Source organism: Mesorhizobium sp. M0800, assembly GCF_040320095.1.
Taxonomy (GTDB): Bacteria; Pseudomonadota; Alphaproteobacteria; order Rhizobiales; family Rhizobiaceae; genus Mesorhizobium.
Genome location: NZ_JAMYOZ010000004.1, coordinates 1 through 17,344 on the forward strand (window position 1 = coordinate 1; position 17,344 = coordinate 17,344).

Consider the following 17,344-nt stretch of genomic DNA (forward strand, 5'->3'; position numbering starts at 1 on the left):
TCCGAAAGAGGTCGCGTCATCCGATGCTGGCCTCCACTCCAGCCAGCATCTTGAATCACAAAACCGACTGATCCGGAATCCCCTTCGATTCCGTCAAATCAGGAACCGCTCTAGGCGGCTTCTACTTCGGAGTACGGAACCTCGCCAGGTTCCGTACTTTTCAACGCTTCGTGCAGGTCGAGGCGGTAAAGGCGCCGTCTGGCTGCTTCATGATGATGTCGAAGGACGGGGTGGTTCCGCTTTCCAGCGTCGCTTGCGTAAGCGAGATCGAGTTGCCACCGCTGGTGTAGCCGCCCAGCGGACCCAGCCAGGTAATCACGCCGTCTGCATCCATCTGGTAGTTATAACTCTGCGGCGCGGTGCCGAAGCTAACCGGACCGCTATAGACGTTTCCCTCGATGGCGATGTCGCCGAGGCTGAGGAACATGCCTAGCAGATAGACTTCGCAATGATAGGAGCCGTCCGGCAGCTTGCCGTCGCTGAAGCCGGCGCGCGCTACGGTCGTCGTCGCCAGCAGAAGCATGGTGATGAAAATGCAAGACGTTCGGAAGGCCATGGCGTCGCTCGTTTAAGGGTTCGAACTTGCCCCATTTCGCTGCGGCGCTGCAATCCTCGCCAGCGCTCATATGATACTGCTCAAAATTCGGGCATTGGCCTGTATATGAGTAAAACTTAGGCTGATACGAGTGATCTTTTCTCATTTCAAACCTGGCAGGCGAGGTTCATCTCCTGCGGCTAATACATTAACCGACTGACAGGGCTGGGAAATCTCAAACCCTCCGATCTTTCGCCGGTGATTGGCACAGCCGTTGCATGGTCTGTTCCGATGCAGTTAACCAGCTTGGGAGTTTAAAAGTATGAGGGGCAGTTTCTCGACAATAACAAAAATGTTTTCGGCCGGCGTGGTCACCGCCGGCCTGCTGATGAGCGTTCCCGCCAAGGCGGCCGACGACACCATCAAGGTCGGCATCCTCCATTCGCTGTCGGGAACCATGGCGATCTCGGAGACAACGCTGAAGGACGCCATGCTGATGCTCATCGAAGAGCAGAATGCCAAGGGCGGCCTGCTCGGCAAGAAGCTCGAGGCGGTCGTCGTCGATCCGGCTTCCAACTGGCCGCTGTTCGCAGAAAAAGCGCGCGAGCTGATCTCGAAGGACAAGGTCGCGGCGGTGTTCGGCTGCTGGACCTCGGTCTCGCGCAAATCGGTGCTGCCGGTGTTCAGCGAGCTCGACAACATCCTGTTCTACCCGGTCCAGTATGAGGGCGAGGAGAGCGAGCGCAACGTGTTCTACACCGGTGCGGCGCCGAACCAGCAAGCCATTCCCGCGGTCGACTATCTGATGAGCGAGGATGGCGGTTCGGTGAAGCGCTGGGTTCTCGAAGGCACCGACTACGTCTACCCGCGCACCACCAACAAAATCCTCGAGGCCTATCTGAAGGCGAAGGGCGTTGCCGCCGAAGACATCATGGTCAACTACACGCCGTTCGGTTTCTCCGACTGGCAGACCGAAGTCTCGGCGATCAAGAAATTCGGTTCGGCCGGCAAGAAGACCGCCGTCGTCTCGACCGTCAACGGTGACGCCAATGTGCCGTTCTACAAGGAACTCGGCAACCAGGGCATCAAGGCCGAGGATATTCCGGTCATGGCCTTCTCGGTTGGTGAGGAAGAGCTTGCCGGTCTCGACACCGCGCCGCTGGTCGGCCATCTCGCCGCCTGGAATTATTTCGAGAGCGTCGACACGCCCGAGAACGCGAAGTTTATCGCCGACTGGCACAAATTCATCAAGAACGACAAGCGCACCACCAACGACCCGATGGAAGCCCACTATATCGGCTTCAACATGTGGGTGAAGGCGGTCGAGAAGGCCGGCACCACCGATCCGGACAAGGTCATCGACGCTATGGTCGGCGTCTCGGTGCCGAACCTGACCGGCGGTTATTCGACGATGATGCCGAACCATCACATCACCAAGCCGGTGCTGATCGGCGAAATCCAGGCCGATGGCCAGTTCGAAACCGTCTCGCAGACGCCAGGCCTGGTGATGGGCGACGAGTGGTCCGACTACCTGCCTGACTCCAAGGACCTGATCTCCGATTGGCGCGCGCCTCTGTCCTGCGGCAACTTCAACGTTGCCACCGGCAAATGCGGCGGCAAGGGAACCAACTGATCCTCCCGGTCTGTCCTCCCAGACCCGCAAGCCTCCGGGCAGGCTCCTCCTCCAGCCTGCCCGGAGGCGACATTCAACCTTCAAGAGCCACCAGAAACCAATGATCCTGATCCGCGCGATTGGCCTGATGCTGCTCCTTCTCCTTGGGAAGCCGCTGCCGTCGAACGCCAGCGAAGCAGATCTGCGCGTGGTCATCGCCAAATTCGCCACCGCCGCCAATTTTCCGGCGATAGAAGCCGTGGTGCGGGAGCTTGCGGCTTCCGGCGATCCGGCCGTAGAACGGCCGCTTGCCGCGCTTGCGGAGGGCAGCCTTTACGTGCGCAAGGCCGATTCCCTGGTTTTTGTCGGCAAGGAGAGCGGCGACGGCATCGAGCTGCTCGATGCGCTTACCGGCGAAGGATCGGGCGAAGCTGCCAAGGCCGACATCACCAAGATCAAGGTCAACAACACGCTGCGCCGCGTCATTCGCGATGCATTGGGCACACTGACGCTTGGCTCTAAGGATCCGGCCGTGCGCATTGCCGCCGCCGACACAATGTTCAAGACGCCGGACGCGGCAAACATCGAGCCGCTCGACACCGCGATCGCAAATGAGAGCGTGGCAAGCGTCAAGGCGCTGCTAGAACAGGCCCGCGCCGCATCGATTCTCGTTTCCGACGGGCCAGAGGCCGACAAACTGGCGGCGATCGCGCTCATCGGTGCGCGCGGCGACCGCGATGCGGTGTCGCTGCTCACGTCGGTAGAGGCCAATTCCGAAGGTGCGGTGAAGGACGCGGCGACCGCGGCGATATCCAACATCAATTCGACGCTGGCGCTGTGGGATGCCGGCCAGAATATCTGGTATGGCATATCGCTTGGATCGGTGCTGCTGCTGGCGGCGATTGGCCTTGCCATCACCTTCGGCGTCATGGGCGTCATCAACATGGCGCATGGCGAGATGGTCATGCTCGGCGCCTACACGACCTTCGTCGTGCAGGAGGTTATCCGCAATTCCTTTCCCGGCCTGTTCGACTGGTCGCTGGTCATCGCCCTGCCGCTGGCCTTCCTGGTGGCGGCGCTCGTCGGCCTTGTCATCGAGCGCGGGCTGATCCGCTTCCTCTATGGACGGCCGCTGGAAACGCTGCTGGCGACATGGGGTGTGTCGCTGATCCTGCAACAGGCCGTACGCACCATCTTCGGGCCGACCAACCAGGAGGTAGGCAACCCGTCATGGATGTCCGGCTCGTTCAATATCGGCCAGCTTGCCGTGACCTGGAACCGGCTCTGGATCCTGGTATTCGCGCTCGGCGTGTTCGCGGTGCTGCTCTACGTGATGAAACGCACGCCCTGGGGGCTGCAGATGCGTGCCGTCACCGCCAATCGTCGCATGGCCGCCTCGATGGGCATCAGGACGCCTTGGGTCGATGCGCTAACGTTTGCACTCGGCTCCGGCATTGCCGGCATCGCCGGTGTCGCGCTCAGCCAGATCGACAACGTCTCGCCCAATCTCGGCCGCGGCTACATCATCGACAGCTTCATGGTCGTCGTTTTCGGCGGTGTCGGCAATCTCTGGGGCACGCTGGTCGGCGCTTTCTCGCTCGGCATCGTCAACAAGTTCCTCGAGCCTTATGCCGGAGCAGTGCTCGGCAAGATTGTCGTCCTGGTGCTGATCATCCTGTTCATCCAGAAACGCCCGCGCGGTCTGTTCGCGCTAAAGGGCAGGTCGGTGGAAGCATGATCACGGGACGCTTCTTTGCCGCCGGCGCCGACCGCCGTGTCGCCATCACCATCTTCATCCTGCTGGCGGTCGCCATCATCGTGCCGCTGCTCAATCTTGCGGTCTCGCCGACAAGTGCGTTTTACGTGCCGTCCTATATCGTTGCGCTCACCGGCAAATACCTCTGCTATGCACTGCTCGCCTTGGCGCTCGATCTCGTCTGGGGCTATTGCGGCATCCTCTCGCTCGGCCACGGCGCCTTCTTCGCACTCGGCGGCTATGCGATGGGCATGTATCTGATGCGCCAGATCGGCTCGCGCGGCGTCTACGGCAATCCACTGCTGCCGGATTTCATGGTGTTCCTTAACTACAAGGAATTGCCATGGTTCTGGTATGGTTTCGACCATTTCTGGTTTGCCGCGATCATGGTGCTTGCGGTGCCCGGCCTGCTCGCCTTCGTCTTCGGCTGGTTTGCCTTCCGCAGCCGCGTCACCGGCGTCTATCTGTCGATCATCACCCAGGCGATGACCTATGCGCTGCTGCTTGCCTTTTTCCGCAACGACATGGGTTTCGGCGGCAATAACGGCCTGACTGATTTCAAGGACATTTTAGGCTTCAACGTGCAGGCCGACATGACGCGGTCGGCGCTGTTCGCTGTCAGCGCCGTCATGCTGGCGCTCGCCGTCTTCGTCACCTGGGCAATCGTCGGTTCCAAATATGGCAAGCTTTTAATGGCGGTGCGCGACGCCGAAAGCCGTACGCGCTTCCTCGGCTGGCGGGCGGAGAACGTCAAACTGTTCGCGTTCACCGTGTCGGCGGTGATGGCCGGCATCGCCGGTGCGCTTTACGTGCCGCAGGTCGGCATCATCAACCCTGGCGAATTCGAGCCGTCCAATTCGATCGAGGTGGTGGTGTGGGCGGCCGTCGGCGGGCGCGGCACCATCGTCGGGCCGATCATCGGCGCGCTTCTGGTCAATGCCGGTAAATCCTGGTTCACCGGCGTGCTGCCTGAATTCTGGCTGTTTGCGCTGGGCGGACTGTTTGTCGCCGTCACGCTGTTCCTGCCCAAGGGCATCATCGGCATGTGGGATTCTTGGCGCGGCAACGCCAAGGCGCTGCGGGCGGCCTCGGTTGCCGAGGAAGTCGGCATCGATCCCGATGCGCCGGTGCCGCCGAAAACCGATCGCTCGGCGGCGAGAAGGCCGGGCGACTGGTCGGCCTCCGGCGCCGAACCGCAGCCGGCGGAGTGATGGCCTGATGTCGAAGAGCAACACCATCCTCTATCTCGACGGCGTGTCGGTTTCCTTCGACGGGTTTCGCGCCATCAACAACCTTTCGCTGGTGCTCGACAAGGGCGAGATGCGGGCGATCATCGGCCCCAACGGCGCCGGAAAGACGACGATGATGGACATCGTCACCGGCAAGACGCGGCCCGACGCGGGTGAAGTTTTCTTCAACGGTGAGGTCGACCTGACCAAACACGACGAGGCCGAAATCGCCATGATGGGCATCGGCCGTAAATTCCAGAAGCCGACCGTCTTCGAAAGCCACACGATCGAGGACAATCTGATGCTGGCGCTGAAAGGCCCGCGCTCGATCTTCCCGGCACTGTTCCATCGTCGCTCGGCCGCGGACGTGCGGCAGATCGACGACATCCTCGGCATCATCCGGCTTGGCGACAAGCGTGACGAACTCGCCGCCAATCTGAGCCACGGCCAAAAGCAATGGCTCGAGATCGGCATGCTTCTGGCGCAGGATCCGAAGCTATTGCTGGTCGACGAACCGGTTGCCGGCATGACCGACGCCGAGACCGAGGAAACCGCGCGGCTGCTCAGGGACATCGCGCGCGACCATTCTGTCATCGTCGTCGAGCACGACATGCATTTCGTGCGCGAGCTCGGCGTCAAGGTCACCTGCCTGCACGAAGGCTCGGTGCTTTCCGAGGGCAGTCTCGACTTCGTTTCGGCCGACGAGCGCGTCGTCGAAGTCTATCTGGGGAGATGAACATGGTCTGGCGCGTTCCGTTCCATCATTTCGACCTTTCGTTCTTCACGCGTTGGAGAAAGCGCTGACCATGCTCGAAGTCTCCAATGCCACGCTGCACTACGGCGCTGCCCAGGCGCTGCGCGGCGTCTCGCTGAAGGCCGGCGCCGGCAAGATCACCTGCGTGCTCGGCCGCAACGGCGTCGGCAAGACCAGTTTGATGAGATCGATCGTCGGCCATCACCGGCTGACGAGCGGAAGCGTTGCCTTCGAGGGGAAGGCGCTCGACCGGAGCGCGGCGTATGATCGCGCCCGGTCGGGCATCGCATTCGTGCCGCAGGGCAGGGAGATATTTCCGCTGCTTACGGTGCGGGAAAATCTCGAATCCGGTTTTGCGCCGTTGAAGCGCGCCGATCGCAACATTCCCGCTCACGTCTTCGAATTGTTTCCGGTGCTGAAGCAGATGCTCGCGCGCCGCGGCGGCGATCTTTCCGGCGGCCAGCAGCAGCAGCTTGCCATCGGCAGGGCGCTGGTGATGCGGCCGAAGCTGCTGGTGCTCGACGAGCCGACCGAAGGCATCCAGCCGTCGATCATCAAGGACATCGGCCGCGCCGTCCGCTATCTGCGCGACCAGGCCGGCATTGCGGTGCTTTTGGTCGAACAATATCTCGATTTCTGCCGGGAATTGGCCGACGAGGTCAATATCATGGACCGCGGCCAGATCGTCCATACCGGCCCCGCCGAGGATCTCGACCGGGCGGACGTCCGCAAATTCCTGACTGTCTGAATTCTTATTGATTCCATTGGTTTGCAACTCTGGCGCGCCGAAGATTGCGTGCTAGATTTTGCTTGGCCTTGGTGAGTCGGCCGCTTTCCGTACCAGTTCCAATTTGGCAGATCAGGGGAAGGCGCGGGCCGCGCCGGCACGCTTGCGCGCAAGCCGTTCCCTTCCAGCGATCTGTTGTCGTCCAACATTTCGGGTGCTTGGGAGCCAGGGCCAGACGATGGAGCGCTATGTCGAGGACTACCAGAAACGACGGCTCACGGAGCGCGTCGATATCCTGACAGCCATCAACATTCTGAAATCGCAGGGGTATGACCACGACGAATTCATCGCGGAGATCACCAAGGTCTTCTATGTCGATCTCGATGCTTTCAACGAGATCGTCAGGGTTGATCGGCGTCCGGACGAACGCGCCGCATAGCCGGTAATTGAGGACCCGGCCAGGCAGACCACCGACAGCGGGGGCGTCAGCCTGCGACCCGCTTCATCAGCGCGATGGCGCCGAATGGAGCGCGGACCTTGCCCCCTGTGATGAAGTAGACGAACACATCGCGTGGCTTGACCGGCGCGTCGGTTGAAGGATCGGCGCGCGACAGGTCGGCCGGCACCTTGCCTTCCGCCCAGGTTTTTGCGCGCTCCGCCCATTCGTCGAGCGCCTTTGGCGTATAGCAATCGGGATTGTCGTCGCTGCCGGTCTGCAGCCGCGCATAGATGAAATCGCCGGTAACGTCGGCAATCCCCGGATATTTGGCGTGGTCGGCATAGACGATGGCAGCCTTGTGCTTTCGCGCCAAGGCGGCGAACTCCGGCACGATGAAGCTGTCGTTGCGCACCTCGACCGCGTGGCGCAGCGCAACGCCGTCCTGCTTTTCCGGCAACAGCTTGAGGAAGGCCTCGAAATCGTCCGGGTCGAATTTCTTGGTCGGCGCGAACTGCCACAGGATCGGCCCGAGCTTGTCGCCAAGTGCCGCGACGCCCGACCCGAGGAAGCGCATGATCGATTCCCCGGCCTCGCCGAGCACGCGGCGGTTGGTGACGAAGCGGTTGCCCTTCAGCGAATAGACGAAACCATCCGGCGCCTCGTTGGCCCATTTGACGAAGGTCGGCTCCTTGAAGCTCGAATAATAGGTGCCGTTGACCTCGATAGTGAGCACCTGCCGGCTGGCATAATGCAGTTGCTTGGCCTTCGACAATTTGTCCGGGTAGAAGGACGTGTCCCACGGCTCGAAGGTCCAGCCGCCCATGCCGGCGCGGATTGTTCCTGATTGAGTCATGGTTGTCCTCCCGGTTTGCAGAAAAGGATCACGCGATGGCGGTCGTCTCGACGGCTTTCGCCATGTCGACGATCGTCCATCCTGGCCGATATGGATTGGGCCGGCGACCCGTTTCGCGAAAGCCGTAGGCCTTATACAACGAAACGTTCCGTTCCATTCTGGCATTGGTGTAGAGTCGGATTTCCGGCAAGCTCCACAAGCGCGTCTGTCGCTCAGCCCAATTGAGCAGCGCGACACCGAAACCCTTGCCTTGAAAGGCCGGCGCAACGGCGACGCTGAAGATCATCGTGTGGTCATCGTGCCGTTCGAGAACGATCACGCCGGCCGTCTGTCCATCGTGCTCCAAAAGCCAGACCTCGCCGCGTTCGATGCGCGGCGCATAATCCTCGGTGACAGGGATCGGCGGTGCGCCGAGCAGGGCAGTGTAGGGCGCGTAGGCGTCGGTGGTGAGCCAGATCACCATGGGGAGATCATCGGCCCGAGCGGCTCTCATGATCAAAACTGGCCCGCGCCGGCAGCGGCCGCAATCACCTTGTCCATGCCGGCCGCTATCGCGGCGACGGCATTGCGACTGGCGTCGCCCAAGCCGTGGCGCTCGGCGAGCCAGTGCGCGTCATTGTAGGAGAGCCAGACCTTGCCTTGCTCGTCCTCCCAGGCCAGTGCCTTGACCGGCAGATCGATGCCGGCAAGCTGCCGGTCCTGCATCAGCGGCGTGCCGCCTTTCGGGTTGCCAAAAATCAGAAGCTGGGTCGGACGCAGGGAAGCTTCGACACTGCGCGCACCGGCGGCGTGGTCAATGTGGGCGAAGACCAGCAATCCTGCACGTTCCACAGTCCCGACCAGGCGATCGATCGTTTCGGCCACACCAAAGCGGCTTTGGAGCGTGATGAGACCGTTCTTTACCATCACTCCGCCGCTTCGCGCTTGCCTCCGGGGCGCCGCTCCAGCAATTCCCTCAGGAACTGCCCGGTATAGCTGCGTTTTTCGCGAACGATGTCCTCAGGCGTGCCGGACGCTACCAACTCGCCGCCGCCGTCACCACCTTCGGGGCCAAGATCGAGAACCCAGTCAGCGGTCTTGATCACCTCTAGATTGTGCTCGATGACGACCACCGTGTTGCCCTGGTCGACCAGCTCGTGCAGCACTTCAAGCAGCTTGGCCACGTCGTGGAAATGCAGGCCGGTGGTTGGCTCATCGAGAATGTAGAGCGTCTTGCCGGTCGCCTTGCGCGACAGTTCCTTGGCAAGCTTGATGCGCTGCGCCTCGCCGCCCGACAAAGTCGTTGCCTGCTGGCCAACATGGATGTAGCCGAGGCCGACCCGTTTCAGCGTCTCCAGCTTGTCGCGCACGCCGGGCACGGCGGCGAAGAAATCGACGCCTTCCTCGACCGTCATGTCGAGAACGTCGGCGATGGACTTGCCCTTGAACAGGACGTCGAGCGTTTCGCGGTTGTAGCGCTTGCCGTGGCAGACGTCGCAGGTGACGTAGACGTCGGGCAGGAAGTGCATCTCGATCTTGATGACGCCGTCGCCCTGGCAGGCCTCGCAGCGGCCGCCCTTGACGTTGAACGAGAAGCGCCCCGGCTGGTAGCCGCGCGCCTTGGCCTCCGGCAGGCCGGCGAACCAGTCGCGAATCGGCGTGAAGGCGCCGGTATAGGTGGCAGGGTTGGAGCGCGGGGTGCGCCCGATCGGCGACTGGTCGATATCGATGACCTTGTCGAGGAATTCCAGCCCCTCGATGCGGTCGTGCTCGGCCGGATGCTCGCGCGAGCCCATGATGCGGCGCGACGCCGCCTTGAACAGGGTCTCGATCAGGAAGGTCGACTTGCCGCCGCCAGATACGCCGGTGACGGCGGTAAACGTGCCGATCGGGATTTCGGCGGTGACGTTCTTCAGGTTGTTGCCGCGCGCGCCGACGACCTTCAGCCGGCGGTTCTTCTTGGCCTCGCGCCGCGCTGCCGGCGTCGCCACTTCAAGCTCGCCCGACAGGTATTTGCCGGTGATCGAAGCGGGCGTCGCCATGATCTGCTGCGGCGTGCCCTGGGCGATGATGTGGCCGCCATGGATGCCGGCCGCCGGGCCGATATCGACGACGTAGTCGGCATGCAGGATGGCGTCCTCGTCGTGCTCGACGACGATGACCGTGTTGCCGATGTCGCGCAGATGCTTCAGCGTGTCGAGCAGGCGGGCGTTGTCGCGCTGGTGCAGACCGATCGACGGCTCGTCCAGCACGTAAAGTACGCCGGTCAGGCCGGAGCCGATCTGCGAGGCAAGACGGATGCGCTGGCTCTCACCGCCTGAAAGCGTGCCGGAGTTGCGCGACAGCGTCAGATAGTCGAGACCGACATCGTTGAGGAAGCGCAGCCGCTCGCGGATTTCCTTGAGCACGCGCACCGCAATCTCGTTCTGCTTGTCGTTGAGCGAAGCGGGCAGATCGGTGAACCACTGGTCGGCCTTGCGGATCGACAGCTCGGTGACTTCGCCAATGTGCTTGCCGGCGATCTTGACCGCGAGCGCCTCGGGCTTCAGCCGATAGCCGCGGCAGGCCGGGCAGGGCGTGGCCGACATGAAGCGCTCGATCTCCTCGCGCATCCAGGCGGATTCCGTTTCCTTCCAGCGGCGCTCGAGGTTGGGGATGACGCCCTCGAAGGTTTTCGTCGTCTTGTAGGAGCGCAGGCCGTCATCGTAATGGAAGGTGATTTCGCGCTCGCCGGTGCCGTGCAGGACGGCTTGCTTTGCCTCCTCGCTCAAATCCTTGAACTTGTCGCCGAGCTTGAAGCCATAGGCAACGCCCAGCGCTTCCAGCGTCTGCGCATAGTAGGGCGAACTCGACTTCGCCCAAGGGCTGACGGCGCCGGCCCGCAGCGAGACATTCTCGTCGGGCACGACCAGGCTGGCATCAATGGCGCGTTGGCTGCCGAGCCCGTCGCAGGTCGGGCAGGCGCCGAACGGATTGTTGAAGGAGAACAGCCTGGGCTCGATCTCGGGAATGGTGAAGCCGGACACCGGGCAGGCGAACTTTTCCGAGAACAGCATGCGTTCATGCGTCTCGTTCTTCGATTTGTTGACCGAATCCTCGCCGGTCTGGCTGGCGTCGAGCGGCTTGTCGGCAAATTCCGCCACTGCCAGCCCGTCGGCCAGCTTCAGCGCGGTCTCGATGGAATCGGCGAGCCGCGTCGCCAGATCGCCGCGCACGACGATGCGGTCGACGACGACGTCGATGTCGTGCTTGTACTTCTTGTCCAGCGCCGGCACGTCGGCGATCTCATAGAAGACGCCATCGACTTTGACGCGCTGAAAACCCTTCTTCTGCAGCTCCAGCAGTTCCTTGCGGTACTCGCCTTTGCGGCCGCGCACCATCGGCGCCAGAATGAACAGCCGGGTGCCTTCCTCGACAGCAAGCACCCGGTCGACCATCTGCGAGACCGTCTGGCTCTCGATCGGCAGGCCGGTGGCCGGCGAATAGGGTACACCGACGCGGGCGAACAAAAGCCGCATATAATCGTAGATCTCGGTGACGGTGCCGACCGTCGAACGAGGGTTCTTCGAGGTGGTCTTCTGCTCGATGGAGATGGCTGGCGACAGGCCGTCGATCTGGTCGACGTCCGGCTTCTGCATCATTTCGAGGAATTGCCGTGCATAGGCCGAAAGGCTCTCGACATAGCGGCGCTGGCCCTCGGCGTAGATGGTGTCGAAGGCAAGCGACGACTTGCCCGACCCCGACAGGCCGGTCATGACGATCAGGCTGTCACGCGGCAGGTCGAGATCGACATTCTTCAGATTGTGTTCGCGTGCCCCGCGAATGGAGAGATATTTATGGTCGGCCATCGCCGGTCGCCGCCTCAGAATCTGGAATTCGTGGGATGGGCGGGTTTTCCCGACCACCCCCTATGTAGGTAATTTCGCCGCCTTTTCGAGAGACGCCACAACTCTCGACCAAAGCGTTTAACCGCCTTTCGCGCGAACGGGCAAGCGGAAAGAACAAAGGCCGAACACGCTCCTGACAAAAGCTGCCCGTGAGGCCGGCTTCCCAAAGCGTCTCGCGATCACATTTTTCGGCAAATCGGCTATTCAAGGTTGACGTCCCTGTGTCATGGGGGCAGACTCCACACGTCAACGAAGCCGGCCGTCTTTCGATGGCCTCGCGGCCTGGGGCTAGCCTGCGAGACGCCGCGGGTTATGCGATGAGCGCTTCGACGACAGTCGCAACGAACAGAAGGAGAGCAGAGGCATGACTCCACCGGATTGTTCCTTGAGGCTCCACGTGTCGCTGGAGCCGCGGCAGGTATAAGTGGCCAGGGTCAGGCGTTTTCGCTGCCCGCCAAACGGACCTGCTGATCCCCATAAAATCAGAGACTGCTAGTCGGATCGTCGGCTGAATGCCGCGAAGCATCCGAAATAAAAAGCCGGCAGTACACTCCCGGCAATTTGGATTTCAGATCCAAGAAGCCCCGTCAGTTGCAAAGGCAATGGCGGGGCTGTTCGTTTGAAGCGCAATATTTGTGGTTCACACCAGGCGAACTTAGCGGCTGGAGGGCCTGATCCCGCCGGTAGCGACATCGATGGTGATGCTACCGGAAATCCGAACGTCGGTATCGCCGATCTTGAAGGTGCCGTTGCCGCTGCCTGGAGCCACATCGTCAGGCTCAGGCCGCGGCGCTGGCTCGGCGATGCGATAATCGCTGGTCACACCGGGCAGGGCGCCCTTTTGCGAAGACGTTGAATTATCTTGGGCAAGTGCCATACCCACCAGCATGTTCGTGCCGGCAACGGTAGCGATGGCAAGGCATAACAGGCTGGATGAGCGGCTGGCGGTCATCGCCGGACTATAGTGCCGCGATAGCGTCAAGACCAGACCGATGGCGCTGAAATTGCGGGCGCTCAATCGCCTCAGTTCCGTCCGCCGGCCCGGCACGTTCATGCGGCCTGCTTGCGAGTGTCGAAAACATGGTCGACGAGGCCCCAATCCTTGGCCTCCTGCGCGGTCATGAAAAAGTCGCGGTCGAGCGTGCGTTCCACTTCTTCGTAGGTGCGGCCGCAATGGTGGGCGTAAAGATCGGTCATGCGCCGCTTGGTGCGAAGGATGCCCTCGGCATGGCGCTGGATATCGGAGGCTTGGCCCTGGAAACCGCCGAGAGGCTGATGCAGCACGATGCTGGTGTTGGGTAGCGCGATGCGCCGCCCCGGTGTGCCGGCCATCAAAAGGAACGAGGCCATCGAGGCGGCGAAGCCCATACAAACCGTGGAGACCGGGCAGCTGATATACTGCATCGTATCGTAGATGGCGAAACCGCTGGTCACCACGCCGCCCGGCGAGTTGATGTAGAGCGAGACCTCCTTGTCGGGATTGTCGGATTCCAACGACAGAAGCTGGGCGCAGACCAGCGCCGAGGTGCCGTCGTCGATCGCCCCGTTGATGAAGACGATGCGCTCGCGCAGCAGCCGCGAAAATATGTCGAAGGCACGTTCGCCGCGGCTCGACTGCTCGATCACCATCGGCACCAGATTGGCAAGGCCGCTCATCGGTTGTCTCCGTTGACTGTTGTCGTTCAGGCCGCGCGCAGGAAGAGGCGCGGGGTGTTTGCGGCGATCTGCTTGTGCCTGGGAGTGCGCGCTTCAAAGGAAAGCCGGCAACCGGCGCCTGCCATCGCGATCTCCGGCACTGCTGCCCGAGCAAAACCATCATGGACGATGCGTAGATGCGTGCCGCCGGAAACGGTGCGGTCGAGCGTAAAGGTGACGATGCTGTCCACTGGGCTGTCGTTCATTGCGCTGTCCAGGGGACCGCCGGGCGGCACCTGCGTATCGCCGGGCGCCGGCCGCTCCCGCCAGGAATAGCGCAGCAGCCGTCCGGGATCCGCGTCGAGGATTTCGCACTCGATCGGCGCATTCGGCGCTTTAAAGGCAAAACGGTTGCCGATTTCGGGCTTGATGTCGTTCGGCATCATCCAGGCCGCGAGCAGGTCCGGCACCGTCAGCGCCCGCCACACCTTTTCCGGCGGTTCGGGCAGCTCGCACTCGAACTCGATCTTGTCTGCGGCCATTTCGGCGCGTTCTTTGCCTCGGCTGGTCATTGGTCCATGTCCTTCAAAACCGTCTTGAGCCTTTCGATGCGCTCTGGCCAGAACGCACGGTAGCGTTCGATCCAGCCGAGCAGTGGCGCAAGCCCCTTCGGATCGACGCGGTAATAGGCGTTGCGACCGGCCCGGCGCTCGACCACGAGGCCGGCGCCGCGCAGCACTGCGAGATGTTGCGATACCGCCGGCTGCGATACCGGTATGCCAGTGCGCAGTTCCGACACCGTCATCTCGCCGTCGGCGAGCCGCTCATAGACGGCGCGACGCGTTGGATCCGCCAGTGCCCGAAAAATGTCTGCTTCGATCATGTCGAAAGCATAAGTCAATACTTATCGGTTTGGCAAGCCGTGTTTTTTAAGACAGGCGGTGTTTTTTAAGACAGGCGAGGTTTTACAAACTCGCTGGAAGCCAGCGTCTCACCATGTCGGGGGATCCGTTGAACGTCGCCTCGAAAACTGGTGACGCGAGCACAGCATGAATATGAAGCAATTCGGAGCCGACGTTTCGGAAGCCATGTTGCCTGTGCGCGGCAACAACTAGCGACTGTCCGGCAGTCAAGACGAGATGCTCGTCATCGATCCACATCTCGGCTCTGCCAGCGATGACGGTAAGCACTTCCTCGACCGGGTGCCAATGTGTCGGGGCGCCAACCGCGGGTTCGACCCATTGTTCAAATATGCAAAGTTGAGTTGCGCCGTTGCAGGCCGAGACATGCATGCGGGTCTTTACTCCCGTCCGCCATTCTTCTTGCGGCTGATCGTCATGCGCAACCATCTTCATGCGTTCGCCTCGATCCCATGGTCTGTGGAAATTCGACGCCAAGATACTACTTCTTACTGACAACTATTGACAGTGCAGGGCCTCTCCTATAGAACGAAAAGAGAACAAAAACCTTGTGGGAAAAGGCAGCGACGGCAGGCAGGGATTGTCCATAGCCTGTAAGGTGCGGCGACAAAAATTCGGTTTCGGATGAGCGCGGAGAAGTATCATGGCGGGTAGCGTCAACAAGGTCATTCTGGTGGGCAACCTCGGGGCGGACCCTGAAATCCGCCGCCTGAATTCGGGTGACCCGGTCGTCAACATCCGCATCGCGACGTCGGAAAGCTGGCGCGACAAGACATCCGGAGAGCGCAAGGAAAAGACCGAGTGGCACAATGTCGTGATCTTCAACGACCAGATCGCCAAGGTGGCCGAGCAGTATCTGAAGAAGGGCATGAAGGTCTATGTCGAGGGCCAGCTGCAGACGCGCAAATGGCAGGACCAGACCGGCAATGACCGCTATACGACCGAAATCGTGTTGCAGAAATTCCGCGGCGAGCTGCAGATGCTCGATGCGCGGGGCGAGGGCGGCGGCCAGGTCGGCAACTATGCCGGTGGTGGTGCGAGCCGCGGTTCCGATTTCGGCCAGTCCGGCCCGGGCGAAAGTTTCAATCGCGGTGGCGCCAACAAGGGCGGCGGCGGTGGTTCGTCGCGCGAGCTGGACGACGAAATCCCGTTCTGATTTCTCGGGGCGGACTGCCCTTGCGGCGAAAAGCGCCGGCACCTTGGCCACGAAATGGCGTCCCGAAAATCTGTCTTGGATTTTCGGGACGTTGTGCGTTTGAGCGGTGAAAGGACGTATCAGGTGAAGGCAAGGGTCAAATGGGTCGAGGAGCGCACTTTCGTTGGCGAGTCCGCCAGTGGGCACAAGCTGGTGCTAGGCACTGCGTTCGGGCCGGAGGGCAAGACGCCGGGGCCGAGCCCAATGGAACTGGTGCTGATCGGCACTGGCGGCTGCTCGGCCTATGACGTGGTCCATATCCTCGAAAAGGGGCGCGAGGCGGTCGAAGATTGCGTGGTCGAACTCGATGCCGACCGAGCAGAAGCCGATCCCAGGGTGTTCACCCGCATTCACATGCATTTTGTCGTCAAGGGCCGGGCGCTATCACACGACAAGGTGAAGCGGGCGATCGGGCTTTCGATCGAGAAATACTGCTCGGCCTCGGCAATGATGGCCAAGACTGCCGAGATTACCCACGACTTCGAAGTCATTGAAACGACAGCGAAGTAGGGCTGTTCCTACGTCGCCATCAGCGCCTTGATGCCGTCGGCGACGAACTGTACGGCGAGCGCCGCCAGGATGACGCCGAGCAGCCTTGTCAGGATCGAACGGCCGGTTTGGCCGAGGATACGGTCGATGCGCTCTGACAGCACGAACACCAGGTAGGTGATGACGAGGCAGATGGCGATGATGCCGACAAGGGCTGTCTGCGCGCCCAAACCCTGAAACGAGCTTGAGAGCAGGACGGTCGCCGAAATCGCGCCGGGACCGGCAATGAGCGGGATCGCCAGCGGAAAGGCGGCGATGTTGTGGATCATGTCCCTGGTGATGGCGACGTCGCCGATCTTCTCCTTGCGGTCCTGCCGGCGCTCGAACACCATTTCGAAGGCGATGAAGAACAGCAGAAAGCCGCCGGCGACGCGGAAGGCCGGCAGAGTGATGCCGAAGACTAACAGGATCGACGCGCCGGCGATTGCGAACAACGCCATTACCAGGAAGGCGATGACCGAGGCGCGCACGGAGACCTGGTTGCGCTCCTCGCGGTTCATGCCGCGGGTCACGGCGAGGAAGAGCGGCGCCAGGCCGGGCGGATCGATCGTCACCAGTATGGTGACGAAGGCGTTGAACAGGCTGTCGAAGCTCGGCATGCTGACCCTCCCCGCCGGCAAAGCCGGATAACGGGATTGGTAGAGCAAAGCGAAGCCAGTGGAAACCGTGCGGATCAGGGGCTGGCGGCCCGGCGCGCCAGAAACTCGACTTCGAGACGCCAGGTGGCGCCGTCGTCCTGTGAGCGTTCGCCCAGCCAGCGGAACGAATTTTCGGTGATGCGCGAAAAGCTCCAGCGCACAGCAGATCCGGTGCCGTCTGCGCCTTGCTGGATGATGGTGTCGCCCTCGGCACGGCCGAGCTGGCGGCTGTAGTACTGATTGCGCGGATCGCTCCAGAAGATGTGCCAGGCGTCAACGCCGGGATCGTAGACGCGCAACGTCGTGCCATAGAAGGTCCATTTGCCGAGCGAGGGCGAGGGGCCGGCGTCACGGGCAGGCAGGATCCATACGTCCTGGATCGCGCGGCCTTCGAGCACCCAGCCGAAATGCACTTCGCCGCGCCCGGTCAGCACCTGACCGTCCTCGAGATGGCGCGTGGCGTCGAACGTCCAGGCGCCGACGAAGCGGCCATAAAGATTCAGTTTCTCGGCAAGGGCCGGTACGGGCCCATCGCTGTGCAGGACCTTGGCAAAGGAATTGGACATGGCTTCGCTCTCATCTTGTCAGGAGACCGGCAAGCATAGAGGCCGACAGGGGTTCTGCGCTTGGGAAAAG

Annotated in this window: 20 protein-coding genes; 8 read left to right on the forward strand and 12 right to left on the reverse strand. The window is 61.8% G+C overall.

Annotated elements, in window-relative coordinates; genetic code table 11:
• Nucleotides 1-160 precede the first annotated feature (160 nt).
• Nucleotides 161-556, reverse strand: coding sequence for a hypothetical protein (locus NKI18_RS06555; RefSeq protein WP_352620087.1), 396 nt, complete (start codon nt 554-556; stop codon nt 161-163).
• 301 nt (nt 557-857) lie between these two features.
• On the opposite strand from NKI18_RS06555, the gene urtA reads away from it, so the two are divergent.
• The 6 genes from urtA to NKI18_RS06585 all read left to right on the forward strand — a co-directional run bounded on the left by urtA (nt 858) and on the right by NKI18_RS06585 (nt 7,052).
• Nucleotides 858-2,168, forward strand: coding sequence for an urea ABC transporter substrate-binding protein (gene urtA, locus NKI18_RS06560; protein ID WP_352455694.1), 1,311 nt, complete (start codon nt 858-860; stop codon nt 2,166-2,168).
• 100 nt (nt 2,169-2,268) lie between these two features.
• Nucleotides 2,269-3,885: an urea ABC transporter permease subunit UrtB gene (gene urtB, locus NKI18_RS06565; RefSeq protein WP_352620086.1), complete on the forward strand. Its 1,617-nt coding sequence runs from the start codon at nt 2,269-2,271 to the stop codon at nt 3,883-3,885.
• Nucleotides 3,882-5,114: an urea ABC transporter permease subunit UrtC gene (gene urtC / locus NKI18_RS06570; RefSeq protein WP_352620085.1), complete on the forward strand. Its 1,233-nt coding sequence runs from the start codon at nt 3,882-3,884 to the stop codon at nt 5,112-5,114. Before urtB ends, urtC begins: the two co-directional genes overlap by 4 nt.
• A gap of 7 nt (nt 5,115-5,121) precedes the next feature.
• Nucleotides 5,122-5,868, forward strand: coding sequence for an urea ABC transporter ATP-binding protein UrtD (urtD, locus tag NKI18_RS06575; protein ID WP_023674855.1), 747 nt, complete (start codon nt 5,122-5,124; stop codon nt 5,866-5,868).
• 70 nt (nt 5,869-5,938) lie between these two features.
• Nucleotides 5,939-6,634, forward strand: a complete 696-nt coding sequence (gene urtE / locus NKI18_RS06580; protein WP_023674856.1) for an urea ABC transporter ATP-binding subunit UrtE — start codon at nt 5,939-5,941, stop codon at nt 6,632-6,634.
• Between the two features lie 217 nt (nt 6,635-6,851).
• A complete protein-coding gene (locus NKI18_RS06585; protein WP_352620084.1) occupies nt 6,852-7,052 on the forward strand; it encodes a hypothetical protein in 201 nt (66 codons plus the stop codon).
• A gap of 46 nt (nt 7,053-7,098) precedes the next feature.
• On the opposite strand, the gene NKI18_RS06590 is transcribed toward NKI18_RS06585, so the two are convergent.
• The 9 genes from NKI18_RS06590 to NKI18_RS06630 form a co-directional block, all read right to left on the reverse strand.
• A complete protein-coding gene (locus NKI18_RS06590) occupies nt 7,099-7,905 on the reverse strand; it encodes a DUF72 domain-containing protein (RefSeq protein ID WP_352620083.1) in 807 nt (268 codons plus the stop codon).
• A 28-nt stretch (nt 7,906-7,933) separates the two neighbouring features.
• Nucleotides 7,934-8,404, reverse strand: coding sequence for a GNAT family N-acetyltransferase (locus NKI18_RS06595; RefSeq protein ID WP_352620082.1), 471 nt, complete (start codon nt 8,402-8,404; stop codon nt 7,934-7,936).
• Nucleotides 8,401-8,811, reverse strand: coding sequence for a DUF302 domain-containing protein (locus NKI18_RS06600; RefSeq protein WP_352620081.1), 411 nt, complete (start codon nt 8,809-8,811; stop codon nt 8,401-8,403). Before NKI18_RS06600 ends, NKI18_RS06595 begins: the two co-directional genes overlap by 4 nt.
• Nucleotides 8,811-11,732, reverse strand: coding sequence for an excinuclease ABC subunit UvrA (gene uvrA, locus NKI18_RS06605; protein ID WP_352620080.1), 2,922 nt, complete (start codon nt 11,730-11,732; stop codon nt 8,811-8,813). The genes NKI18_RS06600 and uvrA overlap by 1 nt, the downstream gene beginning before the upstream one ends.
• 694 nt (nt 11,733-12,426) lie before the next feature.
• Complete coding sequence (locus tag NKI18_RS06610) at nt 12,427-12,825, reverse strand: hypothetical protein (protein ID WP_353019193.1); 399 nt, start codon at nt 12,823-12,825, stop codon at nt 12,427-12,429.
• Nucleotides 12,822-13,427 carry an ATP-dependent Clp protease proteolytic subunit gene (locus NKI18_RS06615; RefSeq protein ID WP_352620078.1) on the reverse strand — a complete coding sequence of 202 codons (606 nt, stop codon included), beginning with the start codon at nt 13,425-13,427 and terminating at the stop codon, nt 12,822-12,824. The genes NKI18_RS06610 and NKI18_RS06615 overlap by 4 nt, the downstream gene beginning before the upstream one ends.
• 26 nt (nt 13,428-13,453) lie before the next feature.
• Entirely contained in the window at nt 13,454-13,978 is a 525-nt protein-coding gene (locus NKI18_RS06620; RefSeq protein ID WP_352620077.1) for an SRPBCC family protein, read from the reverse strand.
• Nucleotides 13,975-14,289: an ArsR/SmtB family transcription factor gene (locus NKI18_RS06625; protein WP_352448759.1), complete on the reverse strand. Its 315-nt coding sequence runs from the start codon at nt 14,287-14,289 to the stop codon at nt 13,975-13,977. The genes NKI18_RS06620 and NKI18_RS06625 overlap by 4 nt, the downstream gene beginning before the upstream one ends.
• Nucleotides 14,290-14,371: 82 nt before the next feature.
• A complete protein-coding gene (locus NKI18_RS06630) occupies nt 14,372-14,761 on the reverse strand; it encodes a cupin domain-containing protein (protein ID WP_352620076.1) in 390 nt (129 codons plus the stop codon).
• A 208-nt stretch (nt 14,762-14,969) separates the two neighbouring features.
• On the opposite strand from NKI18_RS06630, the gene NKI18_RS06635 reads away from it, so the two are divergent.
• Both NKI18_RS06635 and NKI18_RS06640 read left to right on the forward strand, forming a co-directional pair.
• Complete coding sequence (locus NKI18_RS06635; protein ID WP_352448761.1) at nt 14,970-15,482, forward strand: single-stranded DNA-binding protein; 513 nt, start codon at nt 14,970-14,972, stop codon at nt 15,480-15,482.
• A 123-nt stretch (nt 15,483-15,605) separates the two neighbouring features.
• Nucleotides 15,606-16,031: an OsmC family protein gene (locus NKI18_RS06640; protein ID WP_352455706.1), complete on the forward strand. Its 426-nt coding sequence runs from the start codon at nt 15,606-15,608 to the stop codon at nt 16,029-16,031.
• Between the two features lie 8 nt (nt 16,032-16,039).
• Here NKI18_RS06640 and NKI18_RS06645 read toward each other — a convergent pair whose 3' ends face one another.
• Nucleotides 16,040-16,669: a MarC family protein gene (locus tag NKI18_RS06645; RefSeq protein WP_352620075.1), complete on the reverse strand. Its 630-nt coding sequence runs from the start codon at nt 16,667-16,669 to the stop codon at nt 16,040-16,042.
• A gap of 74 nt (nt 16,670-16,743) precedes the next feature.
• A complete protein-coding gene (locus NKI18_RS06650; RefSeq protein ID WP_352620074.1) occupies nt 16,744-17,274 on the reverse strand; it encodes a hypothetical protein in 531 nt (176 codons plus the stop codon).
• Between the last annotated feature and the right edge of the window lie 70 nt (nt 17,275-17,344).

Coding starts and splice junctions, on each gene's coding strand:
- NKI18_RS06625 (WP_352448759.1), bottom strand. CDS start 14,289: ATGATCGAAGCAGACATTTTTCGGGCACTGGCGGATCCAACGCGTCGC.
- NKI18_RS06590 (WP_352620083.1), bottom strand. CDS start 7,905: ATGACTCAATCAGGAACAATCCGCGCCGGCATGGGCGGCTGGACCTTC.
- urtB (WP_352620086.1), top strand. CDS start 2,269: ATGATCCTGATCCGCGCGATTGGCCTGATGCTGCTCCTTCTCCTTGGG.
- NKI18_RS06645 (WP_352620075.1), bottom strand. CDS start 16,669: ATGCCGAGCTTCGACAGCCTGTTCAACGCCTTCGTCACCATACTGGTG.
- NKI18_RS06620 (WP_352620077.1), bottom strand. CDS start 13,978: ATGACCAGCCGAGGCAAAGAACGCGCCGAAATGGCCGCAGACAAGATC.
- NKI18_RS06610 (WP_353019193.1), bottom strand. CDS start 12,825: ATGAACGTGCCGGGCCGGCGGACGGAACTGAGGCGATTGAGCGCCCGC.
- NKI18_RS06585 (WP_352620084.1), top strand. CDS start 6,852: ATGGAGCGCTATGTCGAGGACTACCAGAAACGACGGCTCACGGAGCGC.
- uvrA (WP_352620080.1), bottom strand. CDS start 11,732: ATGGCCGACCATAAATATCTCTCCATTCGCGGGGCACGCGAACACAAT.
- NKI18_RS06630 (WP_352620076.1), bottom strand. CDS start 14,761: ATGAAGATGGTTGCGCATGACGATCAGCCGCAAGAAGAATGGCGGACG.
- urtA (WP_352455694.1), top strand. CDS start 858: ATGAGGGGCAGTTTCTCGACAATAACAAAAATGTTTTCGGCCGGCGTG.
- NKI18_RS06555 (WP_352620087.1), bottom strand. CDS start 556: ATGGCCTTCCGAACGTCTTGCATTTTCATCACCATGCTTCTGCTGGCG.
- urtC (WP_352620085.1), top strand. CDS start 3,882: ATGATCACGGGACGCTTCTTTGCCGCCGGCGCCGACCGCCGTGTCGCC.
- urtD (WP_023674855.1), top strand. CDS start 5,122: ATGTCGAAGAGCAACACCATCCTCTATCTCGACGGCGTGTCGGTTTCC.
- NKI18_RS06615 (WP_352620078.1), bottom strand. CDS start 13,427: ATGAGCGGCCTTGCCAATCTGGTGCCGATGGTGATCGAGCAGTCGAGC.
- urtE (WP_023674856.1), top strand. CDS start 5,939: ATGCTCGAAGTCTCCAATGCCACGCTGCACTACGGCGCTGCCCAGGCG.
- NKI18_RS06635 (WP_352448761.1), top strand. CDS start 14,970: ATGGCGGGTAGCGTCAACAAGGTCATTCTGGTGGGCAACCTCGGGGCG.
- NKI18_RS06650 (WP_352620074.1), bottom strand. CDS start 17,274: ATGTCCAATTCCTTTGCCAAGGTCCTGCACAGCGATGGGCCCGTACCG.
- NKI18_RS06600 (WP_352620081.1), bottom strand. CDS start 8,811: ATGGTAAAGAACGGTCTCATCACGCTCCAAAGCCGCTTTGGTGTGGCC.